This window comes from Methanoregula sp. PtaB.Bin085 (assembly GCF_002067035.1).
Lineage (GTDB): Archaea > Halobacteriota > Methanomicrobia > Methanomicrobiales > Methanospirillaceae > Methanoregula.
In genome coordinates, this window is the sequence record NZ_MVQB01000027.1 from 86,505 (window position 1) to 111,826 (window position 25,322).

Consider the following 25,322-nt stretch of genomic DNA (forward strand, 5'->3'; position numbering starts at 1 on the left):
GGGGTTCGTCCCGGTATCGTTTCTTTTTTTATTCGGGAGAAACGCTTTATCGTTATCCCGTTGATAGTTGTTGGATGGGCAGCAGGGAGCAGGTCGGGCGGAACTGCCCGTATTGTGGAGCAATCATCGCGTACGACGAGTACTTCTGCCGCGCCTGCCATAAGCGGATCTACGACCAGCAGGATTTCAGCGCCCCGTCGCCGCTGAAGGCCGAAACGTTCGTGGTCGCTGCACGGAACCCCTGGATCGCAGGCATCCTGTCCTTTGTCAGCCCGGGGCTCGGCCAGTTCTACAACGCGGAGACCATGAAGGGTTTTTTGTTCTTCCTTGCACTGATTGTCATCTCGTTCGACATGGTCGCCACGGACATCCTCACGCGGTTCCACGCAATCTTCTTCTTCGGAGTCTGGATCCTCAGTATTTTCGATGCCTTTTACTCGGCCTGGCAGATCAGCCACTTCGTCAAGCCGTGCACCACCGGCGCGAGTTACGCGTTGTATATCCTCCTTGTGTTGTATGCGTTCATCGTCGGGCTCCACCTGTACACCGGGCAGCCGGATACTGCGTATCTCGCAAAGCTGTTCCCGCCGGTTGCGCTGATGGCGGGATGATGCATGCAGAGGTCTGGGAGAGGCGTTTTTTTAATGCCCGTATGCACCGGCACTGAAAACAGAAATTCAATACATTTTTATTGAAAATGAGAGTCGAAGATACACTTCGCAAATCTTCTCCTCCTCGAGGTTCTGATGAACCTCTCGGATTAGCCGGACAGGGCGCCGGGCCCTGCCATGCCGCTCTCTTCGTCTTCCTTCTTGTACTCCTGCACGTTTGCCGTCAAGAGAACGCAGCAACGGGTCCGGGAGCCCGCAGGTCCCACCATGATTATATTATCCTCTATCCATGATATGTGATAAGAGACATCCGGGCAGCATCCCGGGTGAGCGGAACATATGGCCGAACGCAGCGCTGACTGGATGAAACAGGCAAAACGCGATCTGGATATGGCGAAAAATGCCCGTGACGCCGGCTTCCATGAATGGGCGTGTTTCATTGCACAACAGGCAGCGGAGAAAGCAGTCAAGGCAGTGTACCAGGCAAAAGGCGGATCGGCAATCGGCCACGGTATTGGCTCGCTGCTTCGAGGGCTTTCCGAGAGGAAGATAGAGGTTCCCGAAGGGATTCGCAGGGCAGCAAAAAAACTTGACGGCTTCTACATCCCCTCACGATACCCGGATGGTATGGCAGAAGGAACACCGGCAGATCATTTCGATTCGGAGGATGCAGACGATGCAATCCGCAGTGCGGGAGAAGTCGTACGGTTCTGTGAAGACCTTCTGGCTTGACCGGGATTATATAGACCGGCAGCTTGAAGGGGCTGTTGGTATCCTCAGAACTGATCCGAACGTACAAAGGATAGTTCTTTTCGGATCATTTGCAGAGGGGCGGGCAGTCCCCGGGAGCGATGTGGATATTCTTATTGTCCTGAAGGCTGATCCACGCAGGTTTGTTGACAGGATCCGGCATTTTCTCGATGCATTCTCGGAAATCGGTATTGCCGCTGATGTGTTTCCCTATACGACTGATGAGCTTGATAATCCACTGGTGAAGACTGCGCTGCAGACAGGAAAGGTTCTGTTTGAGCGGTGACGTTGAAAACAGTTTTTCTTACAGAATAGTAAAAGAGAGAAAAGTTTAGCCGAACAGGGCGCCGAGCCCTGCCATGCCGCTCTCTTCGTCTTCCTTCTTGTGCTCTTCCTTCTTCTCTTCCTTCTTGGCGGCGGGTGCTGCTGCGCCTGCTGCTGCGGGTGCTGCTGCAACGGCAACCGGGGCTGCTGCTGCTGCCTTGATGGCTTCCTCAATGTTGACGCCGTCGAGGGCTGCAATGAGTGCCTTGATCCGTGCTTCGTCTGCTGCTACACCAGCGGCGGTCAGGACTGCCTTGACGCCGTTCTCATCGATCTTCTTGCCTGCCTTGTGCAGGAGAAGTGCTGCATAGATATACTCCATTTCAAATCACCTGTTGAATCTCAATAATTATTTTACCAGGTTCCTGAGTGCCTGGCTTTCTCTCTGCGCTTTACCGATAATCGCATCGACAACGTCCTTCTCGTAGACCGCTGCATCGATCGCAACTGCCCGTGCATCACGGACCGCCTTGGTCAGGATTGCTGCCATGGTGTCCTTTGTCGGGTATGCTGCCTCGACCGACAGTGCCTGTGCCTGCCGGGCTGCGAGCGCGATCTGCCCGAGGATGACCGTCTCGTCGACTGCGAGCACGGACGGCTCGTAGATGCTGCCGTCATGGAATGCTGCCTGCAGGGCAACACCGACGTCCATGGGCTTGACATCAAGCTTGACGAGGATTGCCGCGAGTTTCGCGTTGATGACGCCGCCCTTCTTGACGACCGTCTTGGTCTCGCGGATCTTGACCTTGCCGCCCTCGATGGCTGCCGGGATGCCGGCCTGCTGGAGCTCGCCGACGATCGGGCCGGGCTTGAAGCTCGTGGGGCCGCCGGGGATAACGATGTCCTCGGGCGCCTTCTCGCCGGGCTTTGCCGCCATCTTGGTCTTGGTCTTCTCGAGCTGCTTGAAGAGCTTGAACGGGTTGTCGTTCGTGAAGATGATCGCCGAGTGACCGGAGATGTACTTCGAGAGGTTCTTCAGATCCCCGCCGATCTCCTCGAACGCGTGCTTGATTAATGTGTTCCTCGTCACCTTGATGACAGCTTTCCCGCGGAGGTTCCGGCGGATCTGCTGCACCTGCTGTGCGGGGATTCCGTACATGTCGACAAGCCCGACGAGCTTATACAGCTTCGCGTTCTTCTTGATGTCTTCGACCTCATCCTTCTTCCACGCGGGGAGGTGGTGGGTGTACAGTGCCATTATTCCAGCCTCACTGCGGGACCCATCGTGGTCTTGACATAGACGGAACGAACGTTCAGCGGGCCCTGTTCCAGGACGGACTCGACCCTCTTGACGACCGTTTCGATGTTCTCAGCGACCTGCTCCGGCGTCATCGCCGTTGTACCGACCTTCATGGAGAAGACCGTCTTGTCTTTTGTACGGATCTTCACCGAGTTGCGCAGGCGCTCGACGATCGGGCGGATGTCCTGCTGTGCCGGGATCGGCATGGGCATCCTGCCGCGGGGCCCGAGCCGGGGACCTAAGTACCGTCCGACACCGGGCATGACAGCCGTCTCCGCGAGGAAGTAACGGTACTTAGACGCTACCTTCCGTGCTTCGCGGGGCTGGCCGCCGAGCCGCTCAACTTCTTCAGGGCCGATGATCAGGTCGACTTTGGCATCCTTTGCCTGCGTGACGATGTCTCCTTTCCCGATGACACAGATGCCGACGTTCTCGCCGGACCCGTGGGGAAGAAGAACCGTCTCGTCGATACGATTCTTCGGCTGCGCCATATCGATGTTCTTGAGATTGATGGTAATATCAATGCTCTCGGAGAACTTGCGTTTTGGCGCTTTCTCAATCGCCGTTTTCACAGCGTTTAAAATCTTGGCCCTATCAACCATCAGATTCCTCCATAGTTCTGCGACCGGACTTTTGGCCGATCTCCTATGGTTTTCGGATTATTTCACTGCGAGTTTGCTGTCGTACTTGCCCTCGGCGATGAGCTTGAGAACCTCTTTAGGCTTCTTGCCATCAACCGTGACTCCCATGCTCACGCATGTGCCGATGACTTCGCGGACTGCGGTCTTCAGCTCGTAGGAGAGCATGCCTTCGAGTTTCATGTTGGCGATTCTGACAGCGGCCTCGAATGGCAGGTTTCCTGCCACCTTGGCGTTGGGCTCTCCGGATCCCTTCTCGATACCGGCCTCTTTCTTGATGAGTGCCGTGGTCGGCGGGATACCGACCGTCAGCGTGAAGTTCTTCTTCGCGTCGACTTCGATCTTCACGGGGACCTGCATGCCGTTGAAGGATGCGGTCTTCTTGTTGATCTCGTCGACTACGGCCTTCACGTTGATACCGAGGGGCCCGAGCGACGGTCCAAGGGGTGGACCAGCCGTTGCCTTTCCGCCGGGTACTAATACCTCGACCACTTCTGCCATAGTCTTTGCACCACGCTTTTCCCTTTATGAAAAAGGGCTCCAAGCTTGGGTCTGTAAATATTGATGGGAGGGGAGATAAAGGTGATCGTTAGTGGGGGGAGAAGGAGAAGAGATTAACACTTTTTTATCTTATGGATTACCTTGAATTGAATATCATACCAAAGTAGGAATGTTGTTGTGAATCCGTTCATAAAATAATGATTATTCTCATCAGGGTTTTTTATTAACAATTCAACAAGTGATTGTTCATTTCCACTGTTACAATGAAATTGCCCGATAAATTTTTTTGAAATTGTTGGATTGACTGTACAATAATCAAATTCTGAAATGGATTCCTCATTATAAAAGGTTAAACCGCCTTTAAATCCATGCCCGAACAAGTAAATGCAAACGGCATTGGGATTTTCGATTTCGTTTTTAACTTCAGTAGGAGTTTTACATAACGTTATTTTATACTTACATTTTTGAGATTGAATCCTATTAACAAGCAAATCAATTCCAACAAAGATACCAACACGTTTACTCCGTTTAGTTGAGTTCGCGATAATTATTGAATGGTATGGACTCGAGTATGATTCATTACTAATTTTCTGATATGGAAAATTTAGAGCAATTTTCTCAGATTTTTTTATTGAGTTAACGACTGGAAATAAAAGGCTGAACGCAATTAAGCTTCCAAAAAAAATTAACAAAAGTGAAGTAACAAATAATCCCCAAATTATTACAGCGAGACCCGAAATAAAAAGAAAGACCCAAAGAATAATTCTGAAGATATTGAGATAAATTTTCATCAAACAATAAGATTGTTTTTTCAATACTTGATATTCCCTATTAACAAAGGAAAAATTTTGTCTTTTAAAGGATCTACTTGAGAGGGATGACCAATCAAATAGGTCTTCGACCGAATCTTTTTCGATTGCGTCGCACCGACTTCCAAAGTGGGGGGTAGAATCCCCTCCCTGGCTCCCCCAAACCGACTGTCTCCCATCCGGCGCCATTTTCGCCTCCGTTTACCCTTCCCGGTACCCGATTTGACACTGTTTCGTGAAAAAAAGACACTATTGTTTTCGGATACGCCTGAAATGGCCTCCGATTGCCGTAAAACCAGGAAAATCGTGCCCGGAAATGTCGGGCTGCCGCACTCTTACAGCGGCCGATCCCCGCCTCGGGCCTGCTGGGCTATTGTGGGGCTGTCCCGCCTAAAATCACCCTGCGAAAAGACGCCCGTATCCGCGTTCTGTGGAGGGGCACCCATCAGCACGTATTCGCGGACGTGGCGAAGGGAAGGGCGGGTTTTTGAATTCACGTCGGAGAGATCAGATTTAAAGGGGTGTCGGACATGGGGCCGGCTGAGTTCTCCGACGGAGAGAAAACCCTGGCCATCCACGCAGGCCAGAAAACGGAATCCCTGTTGCATTCATTGCAGGATACATGGCGGGCGGGTTGCATTCCGGAGCCAAAAGCTGGAATCTGCCGGCAGCGGTACCGATAAATACTGGTTCCCGGTGATATTTACTATAACACACATATGCCCGAGGATTCATGGGAGAAAAACCTGTATCCGGGTCCCGGTTACACGATTGACGAAGATAGTCTGCGCCTTCACCAGATCCCCGGCGATTCTATTCGCGTGAGGGGACATACCCTCGGGGAGAATTATAACCACATCCGCGAATCGGAAATGGACACGCGGTTTGAGGAAGTGCTCCGGAGCGTGGGGCGGGTGTACTTCTCCCGGTATGGTATCGGGATCCTGGTAATTTCGGTGATTCTGTCCGCGGCAACCTCGGTCATGTCCCCCGAGGGGATCTTTTTCTGGAATGTCATCCTCTTCGTCATCGTGTGGATAAAATCCGAATTGTCTGCACGGTCACCGGTACGGGCTGAGTGGCAGGATGTCGAGGAGGAGATCGATACCCTGTAAGGGTGTGCGCTCCCGGTTCCGAAAGGATTACCTGGCCGCGACGCAACCGCGGTCAATTCACCCGGCAGGATTGTTTTTTTTGTTCGGTATCCGTCCCTTCGTATGGTAACGGTGATCGTGAACTGCTTCTTCATCGCAGAGATCCCGGCGCGATCCGGCATTCATACTTCCCGGCGCTGCTGACATCCATTCTCTCACGCCTTTGACGGAACGGAATACATATTACACTGCATGACGATTTTTTGTCAGAGGCGATATCATCACCGGAACTCACGGGCATGGGACGCCGTACCTGCATACAAACACAAGGAATGCAACACCCTGCCGCGACAGGAAGTGCGGGTCCCTTGTCCTTTTGGTTCTTGTCATTGCCTGCTTTACCTGCCCGTCTGCTGCTGACACGTTCGGCCAGCCGGATGCCGTTTCCGATACCGGCGTATTTACAGTGCCTGCCGGTTCGTCTCCCGCATCCAATACCTCAGAGGGTCCGCAGATCGTCCGCATCGGGACCTATGTGGTGGATTTCTCCAATTACAATCCCCGGGAAGGAACGTACCAGACAAATTTCTACGTCACGCTGGACTCCGACCGGCCGGTGAATACCACGGACTTCGAGATGATGAACGGGCATGCGGACACGGTCGGGCTCCTTACCGATACCCCGACACGGAAATACTTCCGGGTCTTTGCCTCTCTTGATACCGATCCCGACTTCCACCGCTTCCCGTTCGACCGGCACACGCTCCAGATCGTTGTCGAGCCGCGGGTAAAGAACATGGAGGAGATGATCCTCGTCATCGACAGGAATTCCACCGGACTCGACCCGCTTGCCAGTCTCCCCGGCTGGAAATTCGGTGCAAAACGTGCGTATGTCATGAACCACACCTACGAAGGGGAGGAGATAGCCTACTCCCGCGTTGTCTATTCGTACGACATAACGCGGGACTCGCTCTCGACATTTTTAAAGTTCTTCCTCCCGGTGATGCTGATCGTCATCGTCTCCCTCTCGTCACTCCTGATGAAAGTGACGTCACGGCTCGGCCTCAACGCCTCGATGTTCCTCGCGGCCGTGCTCATCCACTGGCGGATCGCCGACGCCATGCCGATGGTCGAGTACGCGACCTTCCTTGACTATTTTATGATCGTGACGTATGCTACGCTCGTAATGGTGCTGATATCGGGTATCCTGATCAACCGGTTCAATGAGGTGAAGGATAGTGCGATGGTCGATATGGTAAGCCGCTGGTCGATCCGGATCATTCCGTCGGTTTCGGTTATTTTGTATTCCGTCCTCTTCCTGACCCTGCTGGCCTGATGCCGGGTTCGGGAAGTCTCTTTTTTTTGGAACCCACGATATCGGATCACGGTGCAAATTCCCTGTCATACGTATCGGTGCGATAATCCATGGCAGCAGAAGAACCACGACGCATGACAACGGTCTCCATCCTGACACGGAGGCTGAAAGAAGGCAGGACGTATGACGATTTCCGCAGGGCATGGTTCCACACAACGGGATTCGGAGTACAGGGAAAGGAACCGGGCGGCAGCAGTGCCCGGCTGCTCACCTTCATCAACATCTTTGACCCGCGGGAAGTGATCGTCCTCGGGTTTGCAACGGCAACCCTGGAGCAGATGAAAAATGCTCTCGACATCGACGTGAAAATACGGGGCGAGAATCCGCTCGACGACGTTATCGAGCCTTCTGTCGGCAGATCCTTTGCACTCCAGATCGCGGAGGACGATTTCTCGGAGGCCGGTGATATCCCCTACACTCCGGCGACTATCGGCGGGAGGAAAACCGACATGGCGGAGTTTGAACGTGATCTCGGGGCGGTTGCGGGGCTCTATTCCGCTGCAGCAAAGAAGCGGGACGCCTTGAATGCGGGAAAAAGAACATAAAACATTACGGATATTTCCTGCACCACCTTTTCATGTTTTATAAAAAAATCAGGCGTCAAATCGGGCTGGAAAAGCCGAATGCTCATCGGTTGATGACCTGATGAACATCTCCTGCCACCCCTTCCTCTATGGCAGGCATCCCAAAAGAATAAAAAGGCCGGCACGCTATCAAACAGCATTCAGAAACCGGAATACTGCCAGATTTCCGGATCTGCCAGGAACGGATTGCCAGGTTCGAACATGGTCCCGCTGCCTCTTCACACCTGCGAAAAGAACAACACCCTGCAGTGGGCAAGCCTGCTGGCAGCTGCACTCCTTCTTATTACTGTGCTCTGTTCTCCGGCAGCCGCTGCCCGCGACGTGAAAGTCGCCCTCCCCGATCTCAAGCCTACGCTTTTTACCGATGATCAGGGAAAGCCGGCAGGTTTTTTCGTCGACATCATCAACGACATGGCCGCGCAGGAGGGCTGGAATGTCATCTGGGTCCGTGGGTCACTCTCTGAGAGCATGGAACGACTGAAGACCGGCGATATCGACCTCATGACGGGAATCGCTGCCAATCCCGACCGCGAGAAGGTATATGACTTCAGTCACGAGTCGCCCTTCTCAGTATGGTCGCAGGTCTATGCACGTCCCGGGTCCGGCATCAACACGATCCTTGACCTTGACGGGAAACGGGTAGCCGTAGTCAAGGGGGATATCAGCGGGATCGCATTCCGCGACTACGCAAAGAAGTTCGATGTCAATGCCACGTATGTTGAGCGGGATATTCCGACTGATTCTTTTGCGGCAGTTGCAGCCGGAGAAGCAGATGCCCTTGTGGTGTTCAACACGGCAGGCCAGGAGGACGCGAAAACCTACGGTCTTTCCGAGACTCCCGTGATGTTCAATCCCACTCCGATGAGTTTTGCCGTACCGAAAGGTAAGAACGCGGATATTCTTCTGGCCCTCGACCGGTATGTTGCGGAAGGAAAGGGCAACCCCTCGTCGGTCTACGGCCAGGCAATGCAGAAATGGTTTGGTATAAAGGCCGACGGCGGGATAATCCCCCCCTGGCTGTGGGGCGGTCTCGTTATCGCAGCCCTGATTGCCGTCCTCTTCGTTGCCATGAGCGTTCTCCTCCGGCGGCAGGTGAGAATAAAGACCGCTGAACTTGCACGGCAGAACAAGGATCTGCAGGCAGAGATCGCGAGTCGCAGGAAGACCGAGCAGGAGCTTGCCGATGAGATCTCACGGCGCAGGATTCTCATCGACCAGTCACGGGACGGCATCGTCATCCTTGACCAGGAGGGTAAAGTCTATGAAGCGAACCGGAGATTCGCGGAGATGCTCGGATATTCGCGTGAGGAGATCCAGCAGCTGCACGTCTGGGAATGGGATGTCCAGATCAAACAGGACCAGATACAGGAAATGATCCGGACAATCGATGCGCAAGGGGACAATTTCGAGTCCCGCCACCGCAGGAAGAACGGGAGCGTAATCGATGTCGAGATCAGCACGAATGCCGCGGAATTCTCCGGCCGGAAGCTGATATTCTGTATCGTGCGGGACACCAGCGAACGGAAACGGGCAGAAGAGCAGCTGAAAACGATCAACGAATACCTGCAGTCTGAGGTGGCGAACCGCAGGAAAGCGGAGACCGAACTGGCACAGAAGAACGCGGAACTCCAGGCGGCGTACGAGCAGCTGGCAGCAACGGAAGAATACCTCAGGCAAAACTATGAGGAACTCAGGATGAGCGAGAATGCCCTCCTGCAGGCGCGGAAAAAACTGGCCCTCCTGAACACCATGACCCTGCAGGATGTCCAGACCGGGATCTTCTCGCTGGCCGGGTATATCCAGCTGGCAAAGACCGGCGGATGCAGCGCGGAGGCTCAGGAGCGTCTCACCAAGGGCGAGGATATCCTGCGGACCGTGAGAAACTCGATCGACTTCATCAGGAAATACCAGGACCTCGGGATCGGCCAGCCGCGGTGGCAGGAGGTGAATTATGTGCTGCTCAATGCGATCTCCCACCTTGACTTCTCCCGGATCTCGCGTGCCGTGGACCTGGCGGATCTCGAGATCTATGCAGATCCCATGCTTGAGCACGTTTTCTTTACCCTGATGGAGAATGTCCTTGTGCATGGGAAAGGGGCAACCGGTATAACGATCCGGTACCGGCAGGAAGCTGACCACCTCACGATCGTTGTCGAAGACAACGGCCCCGGCATACCGGCAGAAAAAAAAGAGAGGATCTTTACCCGGGAATTCAAAGGACTGAGCGGGACAAACCTCTTCCTTGCCCGGGAGATCCTGTCGATCACGGGGATCACCATCCGGGAGACAGGAGTTCCGGGTTCAGGTGCCCGGTTCGAGATTACCGTGCCGGCAGGTGAATACCGCTTCGGCAGGAACGGGGACGATCGCTCCGGGTCTCCTGCCCGTGCTGAGCCTACATAACCGGGACAATTTCACGATGCCGGAGGACGGGGAACCGATCGCGGATCGCGGGACCGGCCCGGTTCACCGCCTGCCTTTCTGCTCCCAGCGGTCGAGGAGCAGAATACGTTCCGCGGAGGTCAGCCAGGTCTGCCTGAGTTCGTTCCTGTCTTTCTGGAGAACATGGGCAGCAAGGCCAAGACCTATGGTCATGCAGTAAATTGCCCGGGTTGCTTCCCTCAGGTCCACTTCCGCCGGAACCTGGCCGTTCTCCCGGGCGCGGGCAAGCTCGTTCATGATCAGGGCACTGTTCTCATCGAACAGGTCCGAGATCCGCTGCAGGAATGCCGGATCCTTCGGTGCGCTGGATATGGCTTGTATGAAGATGAGGATGAACGGCTTCGGCTGGAGGAAGATGAAGTCGGCAATCCGTTCAAGAGCGGTATGGATATCATCTGCACCGGAAACACATGCAAGGACATGATCGCGGATCCTGCGAATCATCGCGATGATGACGTCCTGCATCAGCGCCATGCTGCTGGGAAAATACGAATAGAATGCTCCCTTGGTGACCCCGACCTTCTGGGCGATCGCTTCCAGCGTCACGCTGCCCCAGCCGCCATCGAGAGCGACATCAACCGCTGCCTCGATGATCTTCTTCTTTGCATCCTCGCGGTACTCCGGGTTGATCCGTGGCATGATCTGTATCTGCATTGGCGGGTTGTGTATATTCACCTTGCGTTTTCTCAATTAAAACATTTTTCAGTAAACTAAACAAATGTTTAATTAATTGAACAAATGTACACTCATCAGGGAACCAGTATTCCCGTTCATGCTATGACAGGAGGAGATGGCGATTCGTGCACTTGGAAACAACAGATCCGGATCCCGGGTCCGCGAACAGAATGTGAGAACATCCGCAGGGGTACGGCTGCTCATGCCCGGTATCCTGATAATCCTGCTCCCGCTGGTTGCCGCACCGGTTTTTGCTGCCGATCCCACGGTCATCGTGGACGGCTACACCGTGACCCCCGCGGTGCTCATGCCCGGCGATACCGGGACGATAACGCTGATAATTAAAAATACCGCACAGGCCGCGACCGAGAAGGAGAACAGCGGTATTGTCATGGGCAGCACGTTTGCCTCGACCAGGAGTACGGACATCAACGTCTTCATCGAGAACGTGCACCTTGACGAGAACGGGGTAGAGGTTCTCAACGATGACTTCGACCGGGTCGGCGAACTCGGGCCGGGCCAGTCCGTGCAGGTCACGTTTATCATACGGGCACCGGCAAAGAGCGGCATATATTTCCCCGAGGCATGGATCGATGTCAAGGACGGCCGGAGCACCCGTTACCCGATCCTGGTCAATGTCAATACCGACATCGCGACCCAGAAAAAGCCATCTCTTGCAATAACCAAGAACCTGCCAAAAAGCGTTGTTCCGGGCGATGACATCGCTGCCGGCATCGTGATAGAGAACACCGGCCTGACACGGGCAAGCGATATATCCGTTATCGTGGATCCGTCCGTGAAATCCATCGCGCTCGCAAGTACTGGCCGGTTCTATATTGCCTCCCTTGACCCGGGCGAGACCTTCCCTATCAGCCTCCGGTTCGCATCTGACCGGGATACGCCGGTCGGGATCTACCCGGTCAGTCTTGTCATCACCTACAACAATATCGACGGGACAACCGTGCGGCAGACCGAAACGCTCGGCATCCCGTTCAGGGGAAAGGCCGAAATCGCCGTTTCTTCGGTGACAACGGATCCCTCAAGGCCGGTTCCGGGCAGCCCGTTCACGCTGGTCGTCCGGATCGAGAATACCGGCACCGATCGCGCCACGTCCGTCCGGGCATCGCTTGACTCCGGTTTTGATGGTACGAAGGAGGCCTTCATCGGCTCCATTGACAGGGACAGCGACGCCCCCGCGATCTTCTACCTGCAGGCAACAAAGGATGGCATCGTACCCACGAAAATCTCCATCTCCTACCTTGACGAGTACGGATCGCACACGGTCAGCGAGACGACAACGGTCATGATCGCTCCCGGCTCCGTTCTCCCGCTTGTCATCGTCCTCATCGCCATCCTCTGCGCCGGTGCCGGGGCAGCGTACTGGTACTACCGGATCCGCCCGGGGAAGGGCAATGGGAACTGACGGCGGCTGGCGGGTCTCGCTCTACCTCGCGGTCCGGGCCATCCGGCGGGGGAACCGGAACACGCTCGCCCTTACCGTGCTCATTATCGCGCTCGTGATTGTCCTGATGAACTTCCTCTCCATGATCATCGGCGGGGTGGTGAGCCTGTACAACCAGCAGATGATCGATTTCCAGTACGGCCACGTGGCGATCGAGCCCAGGGACCGGGAGACAACAATTACCGGTGCCGATGCAGTTATCCGGCAGGTCCAGCGGATCCCGGGAGTCACCGGTGCATCAGCCCGGGTCAGCACGGGAGTCACCATCACGAACCCGAAGAACGGGAAGTTCCAGTCAAAAGCGCTCACCGCGTTCGACCCCGTCGACGAACAACGGGTCACGCAGTACCAGCTGAGGATGAAGGACGGAGACTATCTCTCCAAAGGCGATTCCGGCCAGATCCTGATCGGTGCCCTGCTGGCCGGGACCGAAGACGAGGCAAAGGACAAACTGCCGTCCCTCGGGGGGGTGAAGGTCGGCGACCGGATCAATGTCATGTACAGTAACGGTATCGTGAAGAGTTACCGGGTAAAAGGGATCTTCGAGACCGAGGGCGCGCTGATCGATTCCGGGGCTTTCATCACCCGGACAGAGATGGACTCCGTGATGCATACGGAAGGGATCGCTACCGAGATTCTCGTCCGGGGTCCATCGGCTGACAGCGCCACATCCCTCAAGTACGCCATCATGAATTACGGTGTCGGAGAGAAGGTGAAGACCTGGAAGGAGAAGGGCCAGGGTATCCTCGGAGATGCGATTGCCAGTTTCTCCCTCCTTAACACCATCATGACCGTGGTCTGCCTCGTGGTCGCGAGCGTGGTCGTCTTTATCGTGACCTTCATCAATATCATCAACCGGAAGAAACAGATCGCGATCCTCAAGGCCATCGGCATCCGCCGGCAGGTGATCGTGGGAAGCTATCTCCTGCAGGTGCTCTTCCTCTGCTCCTGCGGCATTGTTCTCGGGACCCTGATGCTGAACGGTATCTCCGCGTTCCTGAGCGTGTACCAGCTGAAGTTCCCGATGGGGTATCTCACGCCCATCATCGATTACAGCGGGCTTGCGACCAGCATCGCGCTGCTTCTTGTCGTGTCGGTCATCTCGGCATACCTCCCGGCGCGGCAGGTTACAGACGAGGAAATCCTCGATGCGATGAGGGGCTAGTATGATCGAGGTTGCGGATCTGAAAAGAATATACCGGCTCGGCCAGGTGGAAGTGGCGGCGCTCCGGGGCGTGTCTCTGTCGATCGACAAGGGCGAGTTCGTCGGGATCATGGGGCCCTCCGGCAGCGGGAAGTCCACGCTCCTGCACCAGCTCGGTCTCCTTGACACACCGACATCCGGCACGATCTCGATCAACGGGACCGATGTCTCGCGGCTCGACAACGGCGAACGAACGCTGTTCCGGCTCATGCATCTCGGGTACGTCTTCCAGGACTACGCGCTCGTCTCAGAGCTCAACGTGATGGAGAACGTGGCGATACCGGCGATCATGCAGGGCCGCCCTCTCGATGATTGTTACGATGATGCCGCCCGGGTGCTCGAAAAGGTAGGCCTTGGTAAACGGCTCCATCATCTTGTGTACGAACTTTCCGGGGGTGAGCAGCAACGGGTCAGCATTGCCCGGGCGCTCGTGAACACTCCTTCGATCCTGTTCGCGGACGAACCCTGCGCAAACCTCGACACGGAGAACTCCCGAACGGTCCTCGAGCTCTTCCGGTCCGTGAACCGGGAGCTCGGCCAGACCATCGTCATGGTCTCCCACGAACCATGGCACATGGAGTACTTCGACCGTATCATCTTCATCCGCGACGGCCTGCTTGATCAGGAGCGGATGGGAAGAGTGGGAAGGAATGGAAGGCCGGGGAACCCTGCATGAAAAAAGGGGGTTGCCATCTCGGAAGAATCCTTTGTTTCCGGCCTGAACCGGAAACGCAAGATATATCCGTAATCAGGCAGGATACCCTCTCAACCTGCGGATATCCGGACGGGACGGAATCGGATACCCCGGCCATCTGTTCCGGGGCATGGTTTGTCAGGCCCGATTGGATACTCCCGGAACCTGGTGATATCATTGCGCTCCATCCGGCAGGTAGTTGTGTTCCTTATCCTGCTTGTTGTGTGCGGGTTCCTGCTGTATTCCGTTTACACCGGCATTGAAGAGAAAACCATTGCGCAGGTGAACCACGAGCAGATGGTGCATGCCGGCCAGGCTGCCGAGGGGATCGGGAATTTTTTCGATACCTATAACAATTCCCTGTCGTTCCTTGCAGGCAACGAGCACATCATTTTCCTTGATCCTGATGGCAGGGAGCTGATGCGGGATTTCTATGACAGCCATGCCGGGGAGATCTCATCCATCACCCGGGTGGACGAGCACGGGATTATCGCTTACACGTACCCGGTTGAATCCGCAACCGGGACGGACATCTCCTCCCAGTCCCACGTCCGCGAGGTGATAGAGAGCCGTGCCGTGGTGATCAGCGATGTCTTCACCTCCGTCCAGGGTTTCAGGACCGTTGCATTCCACATGCCGGTCTTCGGGAACGGGACCTTCCGGGGCAGCATTGCGATCCTGATCCCCTTCGATGCCCTTGCGAAGGATAACCTCGGCCCGATCCGGGTGATCGATTCAGGATATGCCTGGGCAGTCAGCCGGAACGGCGTCGTGCTCTTCTATCCGGATCCAGGGCAGATCGGGAAGAACGTTCTTGATATGTATCATGACTCCCCGACGTTCTCCGCCATGGCACGCGGGGCGATGAGCGGATCCCGGGGGATGTCTTCCTATACGGTCAGCGCAGATCCTGCACGGCAGCTCCCGGCCCGGAAATTCCAGGCGGTCTACATGCCGGTAACCCTGGGGAACACGTCGTGGTCCGTTATCGTCTCCACACCCGAGGATGAGATCCTCGGCACCATCGTGGGATTCAGGAACGACCTCACCCTCATCTCGGCGCTGCTGATCCTCTCGCTGCTCTTCTTCACGTATTACATCGCCCGCGCCCGGGGGATTATCAGGGAGGAGGAGAAACGCAGAAAGGCAGAAGAGGCCCTGCGGGAGAGCGAGGAGTTCAACCGCGGTCTCGTGGAGAACCTTCCGGATATCATCGCGATCTATGACAGGGACGGGATCGTCCGTTTCGCCAACAAGGCCGGCCTGCAGATCCTGGGATCTGATGCAGCGGAAGTGATCGGAAAGCCGATCCTGTCGTTTGTAACGGACCGCCAGAGAGACGAACTCAGGAAAAAGATGGCGGAACGGTTGTCGGGTGCTCCACTGCAACCCTACGAGGTGGAGATCAGCACCGGCGGCGAACCACGCACGGCCCTCCTCCAGGCAGTCCCGATAACATATAAGAACGAACCCGCTGTGCTCGTCCTGATGACGGACATCACCGAACGGAAAAAAACCGAGCAGATTCTTCTCGAAGCCCACCGGGACCTCGAGAGGAAGGTCGCGGAGCGTACCCGCGAACTTTCGGAGGCCAACCTTCACCTGCAGGAGCTCGACCGGCTCAAGTCCCTCTTCATCGCGTCCATGAGCCACGAGCTGAGGACGCCGCTCAACTCCATTATCGGGTTCACCGGCATCATGGCAAAAGGGCTCGCCGGCGAGATCAACGCGGAGCAGAAGAAGCAGCTTGGGATGGTCCAGGACAGCGCACGGCACCTCCTCGCGCTCATCAACGACGTAATCGACATCTCCAAGATCGAGGCGGACAAGATCGAGGCCGGTATCTCGACCTTCGATCTTGCCGATGTGATCCTTGACGTGAAGACCACCTACGCCCCGGCAGCACAGGAACGGGGCCTCGTCCTTGCCATGGAATATTCCGGATCCGTCACCGTAACGAGCGACCAGCGGCGCATAAAGCAGATCGTTATGAACCTGGTCAGCAACGCGATCAAGTTCACTGACGAGGGGAGGATTGATGTGACCGTGGAGCAGAGAGGATCCATGGTGGAGATCGCGGTCAGGGACACGGGCATCGGTATCGGGACCGAGGAGCTCGAGCAGCTCTTCCGCCCCTTCGGCCGCATCACGATGCCGGGGCGCCTCGCCGAGGGGACCGGGCTGGGCCTGTACCTGTCAAGAAAACTTGCACGGTTTCTTGGAGGGGACATCAAGGTCGAGAGCGAGCCGGGGAGGGGCAGCGTGTTTGTCTTTGCGTTCCCGGCCATATACCACGAACAGGAGAAACCATGACGACAGTACTGGTCATCGAGGACAATGAGAAGAACAGGTACCTCATGTCCTTCATTCTCAGGGGGGCCGGCTATACCGTGATCGAGGCAGTTACCGGAGAAGAAGGTGTCAGGACGGCTCTCCGTGACCATCCGGACCTGATCCTGATGGACATCCAGCTGCCCGGCATTGACGGGTACGAGACCACCCGGCAGATCCGTGCTTCCCCTGGCGGGGCAACAATCCCGGTGATAGCGCTGACCTCATATGCGATGACCGGGGACCGTGAGCGGGCGCTCGCCGCGGGCTGCACGGGATATATCGAGAAACCGATCAACCCGGATACCATCCTCGACGAGATCAGGAAATTTGTCAGATAACTATATACGACAGGTTTAAGATAGGTCATTGGAAGGAGGTGCAGGTCATCCCGGGGACGGAACCGGCAGAAGGTGAGGGCAAAAACATCCTGATTGCCGACGATAACAGCCGGAATGTCTACCTGCTTGAAGTGTTGCTCAGGGGCGCCGGATATTCGGTCGTGACCGCAAAGAACGGAGCGGAGGCGCTCGAAAAACTCCGGGCCGGGCGATTCGACGGGATCGTCTCCGATGTCCTGATGCCGGTCATGGACGGGTTCCAGCTCATCCGGGAATGCAAGAAGGATCCGGAGCTTCGCTCAATCCCGTTCCTTTTCTATACGGCAACCTATACGGAAAAGAAAGACGAGGAGTTCGGCCTCTCCCTCGGGGCACTCCGGTATATCATCAAACCGGCAGAGCCCGAAGACCTCCTCCTGCAGATCCGGGAGGCATTCAGAGAACACGGAGCGTGCCCGAGGGATTATGCCGCACACCCGGTCATCGATGATTTGACCTTCAGCCGGGAGTACGCGCAGCGGGTAGGTGCGAAGCTTGACAAGAAGACCCGGCAGCTTGCCGAGAGCGAGGAGAAGTTCCGCCTGCTCTACGAGAATTCCCTTGATGCAATTTTCATGACCGGCATGGATGGCACGATCCTTGCGGCAAATCCCGCAGCGTGCCGCATGTTCCAGCACACGGAGGAGGAGATGAAAACCCTTGGCAGGGCAGGGCTTGTCGATATGACCGATCCGCGCCTTCCCGCTGCACTGGATGAGCGTGAGCGGACAGGATTTTTCAAAGGCGAACTGACCCTGGTGAGAAAAGACGGCACACGGTTCTCCGGGGAGATATCGTCCGCCGTCTTTTTCGATCGGAACGGGCAGAAGCGGACGAGCATGATCGTCAGGGATATCACCGACCGCAAGCTGATGGAGGAGAGAATCAGTCTTGCAAACCGCAAGCTTGCGCTGATGAGGGATGTGGCTTACCAGGATATCAAGAACAAGGTCACGGCACTGCGGGGATATCTCGAGCTTGAAAAGAGATCGAACACCGAGCAGGAGCGGATCTCGTTCATCGCAAAGGAGGAGGAGATCCTCGGATCAATCCACACCCTGATCGAGAGCACGAAGGATTACCAGCAGATGGGGGAAGACCAGTCACGCTGGATTCCGGTGGAACATTCGGTGCGGATACAGTTCGCCCACCTGAGCCGCAAAGAAAGCCTGGCCCTTGACTGCAGCCTGAACGGGCTTGAAATCTATGCCGATCCCCTGATTGACCGGGTCATCTTCAACATTCTGCAGAATGCGTCACGGCACGGAGAAACAGCGAGCCGTGTTTCCGTTACATGCAGGGAAACCCTGCAGGGGCTGCTGCTGATCTTTGAAGATGACGGTGTCGGGATTCCCCCGGATCACAAGACCCGGATCTTTGAGCGCACGGTTGGTGGTGCGGGGAAGATCGGGCTGTTCTTTGTCCGGGAATTCCTGGAGATCTCCGGCATGAGCATAGCCGAGACGGGGATGTATGGAAATGGCGCCCGGTTTGAGATCACGATACCAAAGGGCCTGTACCGGTTCAGGCCGGCAGATACATAAAGGATTTATCCCCCGTTGGGAACCCGGCCGTTTTCACATATCATCCCCGGCTCACTGCATCTTTGTTCTCTCCCTTCTTTCCCTGATGGTCCGATCCGGCACCATGTGTCGTTCCTTGGATTCCGGCCGGGCCTGTCGCGCGATCCGGCTGTCTTTACCCGGAATATAAGCGGGAATGCAGGGCATGGTATCATGCAGGAGATTGGCCGTGCAGGGTCCCCTGATACCGACATCCGGATCCAAGGGTCTGAACTAGCCGGAATATTCCAGGAAAAACGGCCGGAGAAAAGATAAGAATTACTGGTCGCTGACCTTCTCGACCACGCGGACATTGTCGCCGCGGACGGTGATCGGGATTGGGACAACGGCTTCGTAGAGCTCGACCGTGATCTCTTCCTTGCCGGAGTCCACGCGCTTGACCACGGCCTTCTCGCCCTTGAACGGGCCCGCGATCAGCTCCACGATGGTTCCTTCGTCGATGCCGGCAACGACCGGCTTCGGGACGAGGAAGTGGCCGACCTCGGCAAGGCTCGTCTCGCCCTTGGTGACCACGCGGGCGTGGGCGATCAGCTCCACGAGCTGCTCGATGCGGTTCCGCTCCTCGGGCGTCTCGACGAGGACATAGCCCTGCAGCTCGTTCGGGACGATGATCGACGAGACCCGGATATCGGTTGCCTTTGTCTCGATCGCCTTGAGGATATTGTCGGCTACTGTCCGCTCCTGCTTTGATGTGGTCTTGATCGCAAAGATGCGGTTTTTGAACACTTCGGGTGCAGCGGGAGCCGCAGGGGGCTGGGATGCAGGTGTGGCAGATGCCGGGGGGGTTGGCTGTGTCATAACCCTCGCGATCAGAACCCGAACATGGCTTTGTGTTCGAATCCGACCATGATGATGAAGCCGATCAGCCCCACGAGAAGGACACCGGCTGCCGCAACGGCCGCGATCTTGGTGAACTCTTCCCGGGTGGGGGTGCGCGCGAGTTTGAGGACCCGGAGGTACTTGCGGAATAACTCCTCGTGAATAACGTCCGTTTTGAATTCAGGCTTTGAAATTTCCATATTCACTCACTTGAGAAAATCGATCTCAAACTGTTTCTGTACTTTGGGGGTAAGCTTCTCATTACGACCATATATTTGTGGCGACCGTACGCCCGTGACCACCAGGAGGGTCCGCATCTTGTCTTCCATGGCCGGGTCGATCTGGGCACCCCAGATGATACGCGCATTCGGGTCCACGCGGTTGTACACTTCCTGCACGACCCCTTCCGCCTCCTCCATGGTCATGTCCGGGCCGCCGACAACGTTCACGAGGGCAGCAGTTGCGCCGCTGATATCCACATCAAGGAGCGGCGAGCGGATCGCTTTCTTGACCGAATCGGCCGCCTTGTCCTCGGAATCGCTCTCCCCCATCCCGATCATGGCCACGCCGCCGCGTTCCATGACGGTGCGGACATCGGCGAAGTCGAGGTTGACGAGCCCGGGCATGGTGATGAGTTCGGTAATTCCCTTCACGGCACGCATGAGGACCTCGTCGGCGACCTTGAAGGCCGCGTAGAGCGGGAGCTTGGGGACGACCTCGAGCAGTTTGTCATTGGGCACGACAATGACGGTATCGGCAACATCCCGGAGGCGTTCGAGGCCGGCCTCTGCGTTCTCCATGCGGATGGCACCTTCCGCGGCGAACGGCAGCGTGACGATAGCAATCGTGAGGGCTCCTTCTTCGCGGGCAGCCTTGGCAACGACCGGCGCGACGCCCGTACCTGTTCCGCCCCCGAGGCCGACGGTGATGAAGACCATGTCGGCACCGGAGACGATGGCGCGGATCTCCTGCTCGCTCTCAAGGGCTGCTTCCTCCCCGATCTGGGGAATAGAGCCGGCGCCGAGGCCGCGGGTCCGCTGCCGGCCGACGAGGACGCGCTGGTCAGCGTGGGTGCGGATCAGGTGCTGGGCATCGGTATTCATGGCGATGAGCTTGGCGCCGTGGATGCCTTCCTCCATCATGCGGGAGATGGTGTTCGACCCGCCGCCCCCGCACCCGATCACCGCGATCTCGGTCTTGAGCTCAGCGAGGATCTGGTCAAGGTCTTCGTTATTCTGCGAGGGCTTTGTGGTGGTATCGTCCCTCGCCCTGGTTAGTGCCTCTTCTACAATCGACCTCATGAAAACTTCTCCAATCCCGGGATGTGGATGGTAATGTCGCTGCCCGAAGATACCATTGCTGGTGTGATCGTCCTGCCGTCGATCTCAACAGGCTGGCCCCCCGCCAGCTGCTTAAAGAAAGGCCCGGCCGGGACACCGAATTCGCGCGCTTTATCCGGGTCAAACCGAACCTTTGTTATGATCAACAGATCCTTCTCCGTTGCAGTGATCTCTTTACTACGTATGATTTTTACGCACAATGTATTTAAAGCATTTATTATTTGCGACGAATGACTGACGTCCGTAATGAATGAATTCAGCATGCGGTTGTCCTGCGTTGCAAGGTGCATGACCGGAAGACCGGAGAGTTCCCGGACCAGGCCCGGTTCGTCGGATTTCAGTGCTTCACCCAGGAGGACGGGATCGATCTGCACGAACGCCAGGGGTTCGTTGCCGTGCATGTCGTGGACGTACACCCGTGCACCCGGGGATACTGTACCGGCCATCTGCCGTGCAGCCTGGTACCGCTCCCATGACAGGTGCCCCATCGACAGGATCTCGCTCTCGGAGAGCCGCGGGATACCCGTTTGTGCAAGCATGCCTGATAACCGGTTAAGATCTTCGCGGTTAAGCGCTTTCCGGTCGATATAAGCCGCCACCGCCCCGCTTTTTGCCATCATGGCCGATAGCATGGCCGCATCCAGTGTCGCGATCTCGCGGGTATGGGCGATGTGGCCGAACGCCCCCCGTGACGTGAGGGCGATCTCCGTCTGGCGTGCGGCATAGTGGGTACCACCGAAACCAATGAGCGGGACCGGGTCCTGCGGGACGGCGGTGAGGAGCGCCTGCGCAACGGCAAGGCCGGCGGCAGGGTCGGTCCATTCCTTCTCGGTGCTCCCGATCTCGGCAAAGAACGAGGGCAGATGAAGGCCGGTCGGCCCGTGGTGGGTGACTTCGTACGAAACCCGGTAGCCCTCCGGGCAGTGCCGGGCAAGCGAACGGAGGGCAGCCTGCATCATGCCGGTCGCAGCGGGGGCAAGCGTCCGGGGCGTGCCACCCAGATCCGCCTCCCGGAAATTGCCGGTGATATGCACGGTCAGGACCGGGACCGGGTTGACACTGGAATGCCGTGAGATGAAGATGACAAGATCGGCGTCCGTTTTTTTATCGATTCCCTCCGCGTGGATAAGCCTGCCCTCAGTCTCGATGAACTCGTACGAACGGCCCGGCTGCTGCCAGCCGGGATCGCCCGAGTCCAGCAGCTGCAGGAGATGGTGCCGGATATTCTGCCCGGCCCTGTCCAGCAGCGAGCTGACGAACGCGATCTTCATTGGGGAGATATTGGGCGTCGTCGTTCAATAAGCCTCCCGTGGCTCATGAAATAAAAAAAAGCATAATCACAATCCGGATGGTCGATTTCAATTCCGAAAATGAGGGCCTCAGGGCCTCTCCGAGGCACGGCGGGGCAATTACCGGAATTGCAGACTGAGGGAAAAGGGTTATCGTGCAGCTTGAAAAAACGTTTTCACTATTCCCGAACAGGATATTGAAGCCGCCGCGGGGCGCCCTTCGGGGCGGCGGCACCTGTCATATTTGGGGGTATGAGGGCATCAGCCCCCGTTATTGTCTGTGAAAAATTGCCTGTGATAAAAAGAGTGAATTGAATTTCGAAAACCCCGCGATTTTTTTTAAAAACCGCAGTCATTTGCAGCAAACCCTATCTCCGATCACACCCGATGATGTACCATGGACGCTGAGAGGATCGAACAGGCATTCAAAGCCGAAGGAATCGGCAAGAGAATCTCGTGCCCGGAGGCATTCGCCATTGCCGGGAAATACCAGATCCACAAGAAGGATATCGCCGAGTACTGCAACGCACACGGCATCAAGATCCATGGATGCCAGCTCGGCTGCTTCAGGTAACCTCAGGTCCTTTTTTTCTGATGCTGCTCTTTTGCCGCAGCATGTACAGCCCGCTCCACCGCATCTTCCGGCGAGGAACAGGGCACGACACCGTCGATATCCCAGGTCCCGATCCCGAATACCGGCCGGCCGCTCCTGAGCGCCATCGCGATTTCCGACAGGGTGCCGTATTTCCCGCCGATCGCTATGACCGCATCGGCTGACAGTACGACGAGGGCGTTCCGGGCAATGCCAAGGCCGGTACGGATGGTGATGGAGAGGTACGGGTTGCCCCCGTCCGTTCCCGGCAGGATCCCGACCGTTCTCCCGCCGGCCTCACGGGCGCCCCGGCACGCCTCTTCCATGACGCCGCCAAGTCCCCCGCACACAAGCACGGCCCCCTGTCCGGCAACAAGGCGCCCTGTTACATACGCAGCTTCCCTTTCAGCCTGCACTGCGTCCCCATGGCCGATCACTGCAATCTGCATACAGGACCGGTAGTGCGGTTCCGGCATATTCCTTTTTATTTCTGCTTTTCATTCCTGTACTCCAACCGGAAAGGTATTAAGTAATGTATTTAACTATGCGAGTGGAGACTTTGCTACCCACAGTACTGAGGGATATCCTTTGCCGCAGGCCCAGACCGTGTCCATCCTTGCAATCGACGATGATCCGGCTGTTCTCGAATCCTTCAAGGCAGTCCTCGAGAAAGAGCCGGGATTTGTTGTCGATACCGTTTCCACGAGCTCGGAAGCGCTCGAGATTCTGGAGAGCCAGTATTACGATGTGATCGTATCGGATTATTCCATGCCGGATATTGACGGGATCACGCTGCTGCGCGAGGCACGGGCACGGGGCTGCAAATCCCTCTTTGTCATCGTCACGGGAAAGCGGCTTGCCCATATCGCGATGGACGCACTGAACAGCGGTGCTGACTTCTTCATCCAGAAAGGGCCCAACACGGCAAAGGACCTCGAGAACCTGATCGGGTTTATCCGGAGCAAGCTGCCCGAGAAGCAGGCCGAGGCCGGCAGCGATGTGGCCGAATGGGGGCGGTTCTACCACTCCGTTGTCGAGAGCACGCCGGATCTCCTCTGCCGCATGCAGCCCGACGGGACGTTCATCTACACGAACGAGACCTGCCAGCAGTTCTTCAAAAAGTCCTATAACGAGATGCTCGGTATAAACTTCTTCTCCCTGATCCCGGCAGAAGAGAAGGGCCCGGTCCTCGCCCAGCTCCGGAACCTCTCACCCAAGAAACCGGATATTGCAATGGAGCACCGCGTCAATGCCGGAGGGAAGACTCCGGTACTCCAGTGGTTCTACCATGCATTTTTCGATGCCGGTGGTGCGGTCTCGGAATACCAGCTCTCGGGCCGGAATCTCGAGGGCGTTGTCAGGATCGGCGAACAGGCGGGGGCAAAAGCACATGCATCTCCCTCCACGGTCTTCCCGGCAGCTCCCGCAGCACCGGCTCCTGCAGCATCATCGTCGCCTGCCACCGCAAAACCGGCATCACAGCAGGTGCCGGAAGCCTATGACTGGAAAGGCCTTGTCGATACCATCAACACGCTCGAGAACCCGGTCTTTGCCATCGATAAAAGCGGCACTATTATCGCGTGGAATAAAGCCATCGAGCAGTTGACCGGCGTAACGGCATCCCAGATGCTTGGCAAAGGCCGCCAGGAATACGCCGTCCCGTTCTACGGCAAACCGGGGCCGATGCTCATCGACCACATCTTCCTGCCGCCCGGCAGCCCCGTCATTGCAAGCCTGCCGCCGATAAAGAAGGTCGGCGATACGTTCATCGGCGAGATGGAACGCGTGAAGATCAAGGGGAAACCAATGCTGCTCTGGGGCAAGGGATCGCCGGTCTATGACGGGAAGGGCACCCTGATCGCCGCGATCGAGGTCATCACGGTCGGCGAGCCGCAGGCCGAGGAGACCACAACGTCGGAGAAGTACCTTGGCGGGATCTCGAGCATCACCCTCAAGGTATCCGGGGAAGGCGTCGGTGGCGCGATCGCCGGGGCCATCGGGTCATCGACCGGCGGGTACGGCGTCTATGCAACCGACCAGCGGGTCTTTGTCATCCGCAACCCGGACCTCGATGCCGAGAAGTCCGGGGCAGGCGGCGTCCAGTTCAGCACCTTCATCATGGACGAGCTCTTCGGCATGTCAGTCGATACCCGGCAGAAATCGATCAGGGAGCTGGAGAAGCTCAAGGTCTTCGAGGCGTACAAGAAGGATATCATCAAGATCGGGCTCAAGAAACCCGTGCTGCTCTCCGGCTACCTCACCTTTACGGTCGACAAGGCCGGATCGTTCCGGATCTACATCGACCACAAGAAGTCCTTCACCCACATCGAGCAGCTGATGCAGTCCTTCTGCCCGGAGAAGATCCTGGTGGAGTGAACTCCCCGGACAATTCTGTTTTTTCCATCATCCCTTGTATCCCATTTATCCATTCTTTTTCCGTTGAAATCGGGGGCATGTGACGGTCATCCGGATGGAGATCAGACCGCTGCAAAGCATCGCTGCATTGCATCTCTTTATTACGAAATAAAAAGATGATTTATTATTTTATTCATATTCCTTAAAACCAGAAATTCTCCTAAATATCC

The 25,322-nt window shown here is 56.6% G+C and carries 26 protein-coding genes; 15 read left to right on the plus strand and 11 right to left on the minus strand.

Annotated features, from left to right (window positions below; translation table 11 throughout):
- Window positions 1-74 precede the first annotated feature (74 nt).
- From A4E33_RS05575 to A4E33_RS05585, 3 genes are all read left to right on the plus strand, one after another.
- Window positions 75-611: a hypothetical protein gene (locus A4E33_RS05575; RefSeq protein WP_292346700.1), complete on the plus strand. Its 537-nt coding sequence runs from the start codon at window positions 75-77 to the stop codon at window positions 609-611.
- Between the two features lie 339 nt (window positions 612-950).
- A complete protein-coding gene (locus A4E33_RS05580) occupies window positions 951-1,343 on the plus strand; it encodes a HEPN domain-containing protein (RefSeq protein ID WP_292346701.1) in 393 nt (130 codons plus the stop codon).
- The gene (locus tag A4E33_RS05585) at window positions 1,324-1,647 is read left to right on the plus strand and encodes a nucleotidyltransferase domain-containing protein (RefSeq protein WP_292346702.1); all 324 of its coding nucleotides are present in this window, start codon (window positions 1,324-1,326) and stop codon (window positions 1,645-1,647) included. The genes A4E33_RS05580 and A4E33_RS05585 overlap by 20 nt, the downstream gene beginning before the upstream one ends.
- Before the next feature lie 45 nt (window positions 1,648-1,692).
- Here the strand turns inward: A4E33_RS05585 and rpl12p are convergent, their stop codons facing one another.
- From rpl12p to A4E33_RS05610, 5 genes are all read right to left on the minus strand, one after another.
- Window positions 1,693-2,007 carry a 50S ribosomal protein P1 gene (gene rpl12p, locus A4E33_RS05590; protein ID WP_292346703.1) on the minus strand — a complete coding sequence of 105 codons (315 nt, stop codon included), beginning with the start codon at window positions 2,005-2,007 and terminating at the stop codon, window positions 1,693-1,695.
- Window positions 2,008-2,034: 27 nt separating this feature from the next.
- A complete protein-coding gene (locus A4E33_RS05595; protein WP_292346704.1) occupies window positions 2,035-2,883 on the minus strand; it encodes a 50S ribosomal protein L10 in 849 nt (282 codons plus the stop codon).
- The gene (locus A4E33_RS05600) at window positions 2,883-3,527 is read right to left on the minus strand and encodes a 50S ribosomal protein L1 (protein ID WP_292346705.1); all 645 of its coding nucleotides are present in this window, start codon (window positions 3,525-3,527) and stop codon (window positions 2,883-2,885) included. The genes A4E33_RS05595 and A4E33_RS05600 overlap by 1 nt, the downstream gene beginning before the upstream one ends.
- 57 nt (window positions 3,528-3,584) lie before the next feature.
- Window positions 3,585-4,064, minus strand: coding sequence for a 50S ribosomal protein L11 (locus tag A4E33_RS05605; RefSeq protein WP_292346706.1), 480 nt, complete (start codon window positions 4,062-4,064; stop codon window positions 3,585-3,587).
- A gap of 113 nt (window positions 4,065-4,177) precedes the next feature.
- Entirely contained in the window at window positions 4,178-5,062 is an 885-nt protein-coding gene (locus tag A4E33_RS05610; protein WP_292346707.1) for a hypothetical protein, read from the minus strand.
- 530 nt (window positions 5,063-5,592) lie between these two features.
- On the opposite strand from A4E33_RS05610, the gene A4E33_RS05615 reads away from it, so the two are divergent.
- From A4E33_RS05615 to A4E33_RS05630, 4 genes are all read left to right on the plus strand, one after another.
- Window positions 5,593-5,988, plus strand: a complete 396-nt coding sequence (locus tag A4E33_RS05615; RefSeq protein WP_292346708.1) for a hypothetical protein — start codon at window positions 5,593-5,595, stop codon at window positions 5,986-5,988.
- A 355-nt stretch (window positions 5,989-6,343) separates the two neighbouring features.
- Entirely contained in the window at window positions 6,344-7,303 is a 960-nt protein-coding gene (locus tag A4E33_RS05620) for a hypothetical protein (protein ID WP_292346709.1), read from the plus strand.
- An 89-nt stretch (window positions 7,304-7,392) separates the two neighbouring features.
- Window positions 7,393-7,887 (plus strand): ROK family protein, encoded by a 495-nt coding sequence (locus A4E33_RS05625; RefSeq protein ID WP_292346710.1) that lies wholly within the window; start codon window positions 7,393-7,395, stop codon window positions 7,885-7,887.
- Between the two features lie 240 nt (window positions 7,888-8,127).
- The gene (locus A4E33_RS05630) at window positions 8,128-10,329 is read left to right on the plus strand and encodes a PAS domain S-box protein (protein WP_292346711.1); all 2,202 of its coding nucleotides are present in this window, start codon (window positions 8,128-8,130) and stop codon (window positions 10,327-10,329) included.
- Between the two features lie 63 nt (window positions 10,330-10,392).
- On the opposite strand, the gene A4E33_RS05635 is transcribed toward A4E33_RS05630, so the two are convergent.
- Window positions 10,393-11,007, minus strand: coding sequence for a TetR/AcrR family transcriptional regulator (locus tag A4E33_RS05635; RefSeq protein WP_292346712.1), 615 nt, complete (start codon window positions 11,005-11,007; stop codon window positions 10,393-10,395).
- Between the two features lie 151 nt (window positions 11,008-11,158).
- Between A4E33_RS05635 and A4E33_RS05640 the strand changes: the two genes are divergently transcribed.
- The 6 genes from A4E33_RS05640 to A4E33_RS05665 all read left to right on the plus strand — a co-directional run bounded on the left by A4E33_RS05640 (window position 11,159) and on the right by A4E33_RS05665 (window position 18,658).
- Window positions 11,159-12,466, plus strand: coding sequence for a COG1361 S-layer family protein (locus tag A4E33_RS05640; RefSeq protein ID WP_292346713.1), 1,308 nt, complete (start codon window positions 11,159-11,161; stop codon window positions 12,464-12,466).
- Entirely contained in the window at window positions 12,456-13,670 is a 1,215-nt protein-coding gene (locus A4E33_RS05645) for an ABC transporter permease (RefSeq protein ID WP_292346714.1), read from the plus strand. Before A4E33_RS05640 ends, A4E33_RS05645 begins: the two co-directional genes overlap by 11 nt.
- 1 nt (window position 13,671) lies before the next feature.
- Window positions 13,672-14,385 carry an ABC transporter ATP-binding protein gene (locus A4E33_RS05650; protein ID WP_292346715.1) on the plus strand — a complete coding sequence of 238 codons (714 nt, stop codon included), beginning with the start codon at window positions 13,672-13,674 and terminating at the stop codon, window positions 14,383-14,385.
- Between the two features lie 186 nt (window positions 14,386-14,571).
- Complete coding sequence (locus tag A4E33_RS05655; RefSeq protein ID WP_292346716.1) at window positions 14,572-16,716, plus strand: ATP-binding protein; 2,145 nt, start codon at window positions 14,572-14,574, stop codon at window positions 16,714-16,716.
- Complete coding sequence (locus A4E33_RS05660) at window positions 16,713-17,075, plus strand: response regulator (RefSeq protein WP_292346717.1); 363 nt, start codon at window positions 16,713-16,715, stop codon at window positions 17,073-17,075. Before A4E33_RS05655 ends, A4E33_RS05660 begins: the two co-directional genes overlap by 4 nt.
- 38 nt (window positions 17,076-17,113) lie before the next feature.
- Window positions 17,114-18,658 (plus strand): response regulator, encoded by a 1,545-nt coding sequence (locus tag A4E33_RS05665; RefSeq protein WP_292346718.1) that lies wholly within the window; start codon window positions 17,114-17,116, stop codon window positions 18,656-18,658.
- Between the two features lie 297 nt (window positions 18,659-18,955).
- Here A4E33_RS05665 and A4E33_RS05670 read toward each other — a convergent pair whose 3' ends face one another.
- The 4 genes from A4E33_RS05670 to A4E33_RS05685 are packed head-to-tail and all read right to left on the minus strand — an operon-like array spanning window position 18,956 to window position 22,127.
- Window positions 18,956-19,495 carry a transcription elongation factor Spt5 gene (locus A4E33_RS05670; RefSeq protein WP_292346719.1) on the minus strand — a complete coding sequence of 180 codons (540 nt, stop codon included), beginning with the start codon at window positions 19,493-19,495 and terminating at the stop codon, window positions 18,956-18,958.
- Window positions 19,496-19,506: 11 nt separating this feature from the next.
- Window positions 19,507-19,716 (minus strand): protein translocase SEC61 complex subunit gamma, encoded by a 210-nt coding sequence (locus A4E33_RS05675; RefSeq protein WP_292346720.1) that lies wholly within the window; start codon window positions 19,714-19,716, stop codon window positions 19,507-19,509.
- Window positions 19,717-19,722: 6 nt separating this feature from the next.
- On the minus strand, window positions 19,723-20,817 hold the full coding sequence (ftsZ, locus tag A4E33_RS05680; protein WP_292346721.1) for a cell division protein FtsZ: 1,095 nt from the start codon (window positions 20,815-20,817) through the stop codon (window positions 19,723-19,725).
- Complete coding sequence (locus A4E33_RS05685; protein WP_292346722.1) at window positions 20,814-22,127, minus strand: D-aminoacyl-tRNA deacylase; 1,314 nt, start codon at window positions 22,125-22,127, stop codon at window positions 20,814-20,816. The genes ftsZ and A4E33_RS05685 overlap by 4 nt, the downstream gene beginning before the upstream one ends.
- Window positions 22,128-22,542: 415 nt before the next feature.
- Between A4E33_RS05685 and A4E33_RS05690 the strand changes: the two genes are divergently transcribed.
- A complete protein-coding gene (locus A4E33_RS05690; RefSeq protein WP_292346723.1) occupies window positions 22,543-22,719 on the plus strand; it encodes a hypothetical protein in 177 nt (58 codons plus the stop codon).
- Window positions 22,720-22,721: 2 nt separating this feature from the next.
- Here the strand turns inward: A4E33_RS05690 and A4E33_RS05695 are convergent, their stop codons facing one another.
- Window positions 22,722-23,186, minus strand: a complete 465-nt coding sequence (locus A4E33_RS05695; protein WP_292346724.1) for a TIGR00725 family protein — start codon at window positions 23,184-23,186, stop codon at window positions 22,722-22,724.
- A gap of 139 nt (window positions 23,187-23,325) precedes the next feature.
- On the opposite strand from A4E33_RS05695, the gene A4E33_RS05700 reads away from it, so the two are divergent.
- Window positions 23,326-25,113, plus strand: a complete 1,788-nt coding sequence (locus tag A4E33_RS05700; protein ID WP_292346725.1) for a response regulator — start codon at window positions 23,326-23,328, stop codon at window positions 25,111-25,113.
- The last annotated feature ends 209 nt before the right edge of the window (window positions 25,114-25,322 follow it).

Coding starts and splice junctions, on each gene's coding strand:
- A4E33_RS05575 (WP_292346700.1), top strand. CDS start 75: ATGGGCAGCAGGGAGCAGGTCGGGCGGAACTGCCCGTATTGTGGAGCA.
- A4E33_RS05580 (WP_292346701.1), top strand. CDS start 951: ATGGCCGAACGCAGCGCTGACTGGATGAAACAGGCAAAACGCGATCTG.
- rpl12p (WP_292346703.1), bottom strand. CDS start 2,007: ATGGAGTATATCTATGCAGCACTTCTCCTGCACAAGGCAGGCAAGAAG.
- A4E33_RS05595 (WP_292346704.1), bottom strand. CDS start 2,883: ATGGCACTGTACACCCACCACCTCCCCGCGTGGAAGAAGGATGAGGTC.
- A4E33_RS05600 (WP_292346705.1), bottom strand. CDS start 3,527: ATGGTTGATAGGGCCAAGATTTTAAACGCTGTGAAAACGGCGATTGAG.
- A4E33_RS05605 (WP_292346706.1), bottom strand. CDS start 4,064: ATGGCAGAAGTGGTCGAGGTATTAGTACCCGGCGGAAAGGCAACGGCT.
- A4E33_RS05610 (WP_292346707.1), bottom strand. CDS start 5,062: ATGGCGCCGGATGGGAGACAGTCGGTTTGGGGGAGCCAGGGAGGGGAT.
- A4E33_RS05615 (WP_292346708.1), top strand. CDS start 5,593: ATGCCCGAGGATTCATGGGAGAAAAACCTGTATCCGGGTCCCGGTTAC.
- A4E33_RS05625 (WP_292346710.1), top strand. CDS start 7,393: ATGGCAGCAGAAGAACCACGACGCATGACAACGGTCTCCATCCTGACA.
- A4E33_RS05630 (WP_292346711.1), top strand. CDS start 8,128: ATGGTCCCGCTGCCTCTTCACACCTGCGAAAAGAACAACACCCTGCAG.
- A4E33_RS05635 (WP_292346712.1), bottom strand. CDS start 11,007: ATGCCACGGATCAACCCGGAGTACCGCGAGGATGCAAAGAAGAAGATC.
- A4E33_RS05640 (WP_292346713.1), top strand. CDS start 11,159: ATGGCGATTCGTGCACTTGGAAACAACAGATCCGGATCCCGGGTCCGC.
- A4E33_RS05645 (WP_292346714.1), top strand. CDS start 12,456: ATGGGAACTGACGGCGGCTGGCGGGTCTCGCTCTACCTCGCGGTCCGG.
- A4E33_RS05650 (WP_292346715.1), top strand. CDS start 13,672: ATGATCGAGGTTGCGGATCTGAAAAGAATATACCGGCTCGGCCAGGTG.
- A4E33_RS05660 (WP_292346717.1), top strand. CDS start 16,713: ATGACGACAGTACTGGTCATCGAGGACAATGAGAAGAACAGGTACCTC.
- A4E33_RS05670 (WP_292346719.1), bottom strand. CDS start 19,495: ATGACACAGCCAACCCCCCCGGCATCTGCCACACCTGCATCCCAGCCC.
- A4E33_RS05675 (WP_292346720.1), bottom strand. CDS start 19,716: ATGGAAATTTCAAAGCCTGAATTCAAAACGGACGTTATTCACGAGGAG.
- ftsZ (WP_292346721.1), bottom strand. CDS start 20,817: ATGAGGTCGATTGTAGAAGAGGCACTAACCAGGGCGAGGGACGATACC.
- A4E33_RS05685 (WP_292346722.1), bottom strand. CDS start 22,127: ATGAAGATCGCGTTCGTCAGCTCGCTGCTGGACAGGGCCGGGCAGAAT.
- A4E33_RS05690 (WP_292346723.1), top strand. CDS start 22,543: ATGGACGCTGAGAGGATCGAACAGGCATTCAAAGCCGAAGGAATCGGC.
- A4E33_RS05695 (WP_292346724.1), bottom strand. CDS start 23,186: ATGCAGATTGCAGTGATCGGCCATGGGGACGCAGTGCAGGCTGAAAGG.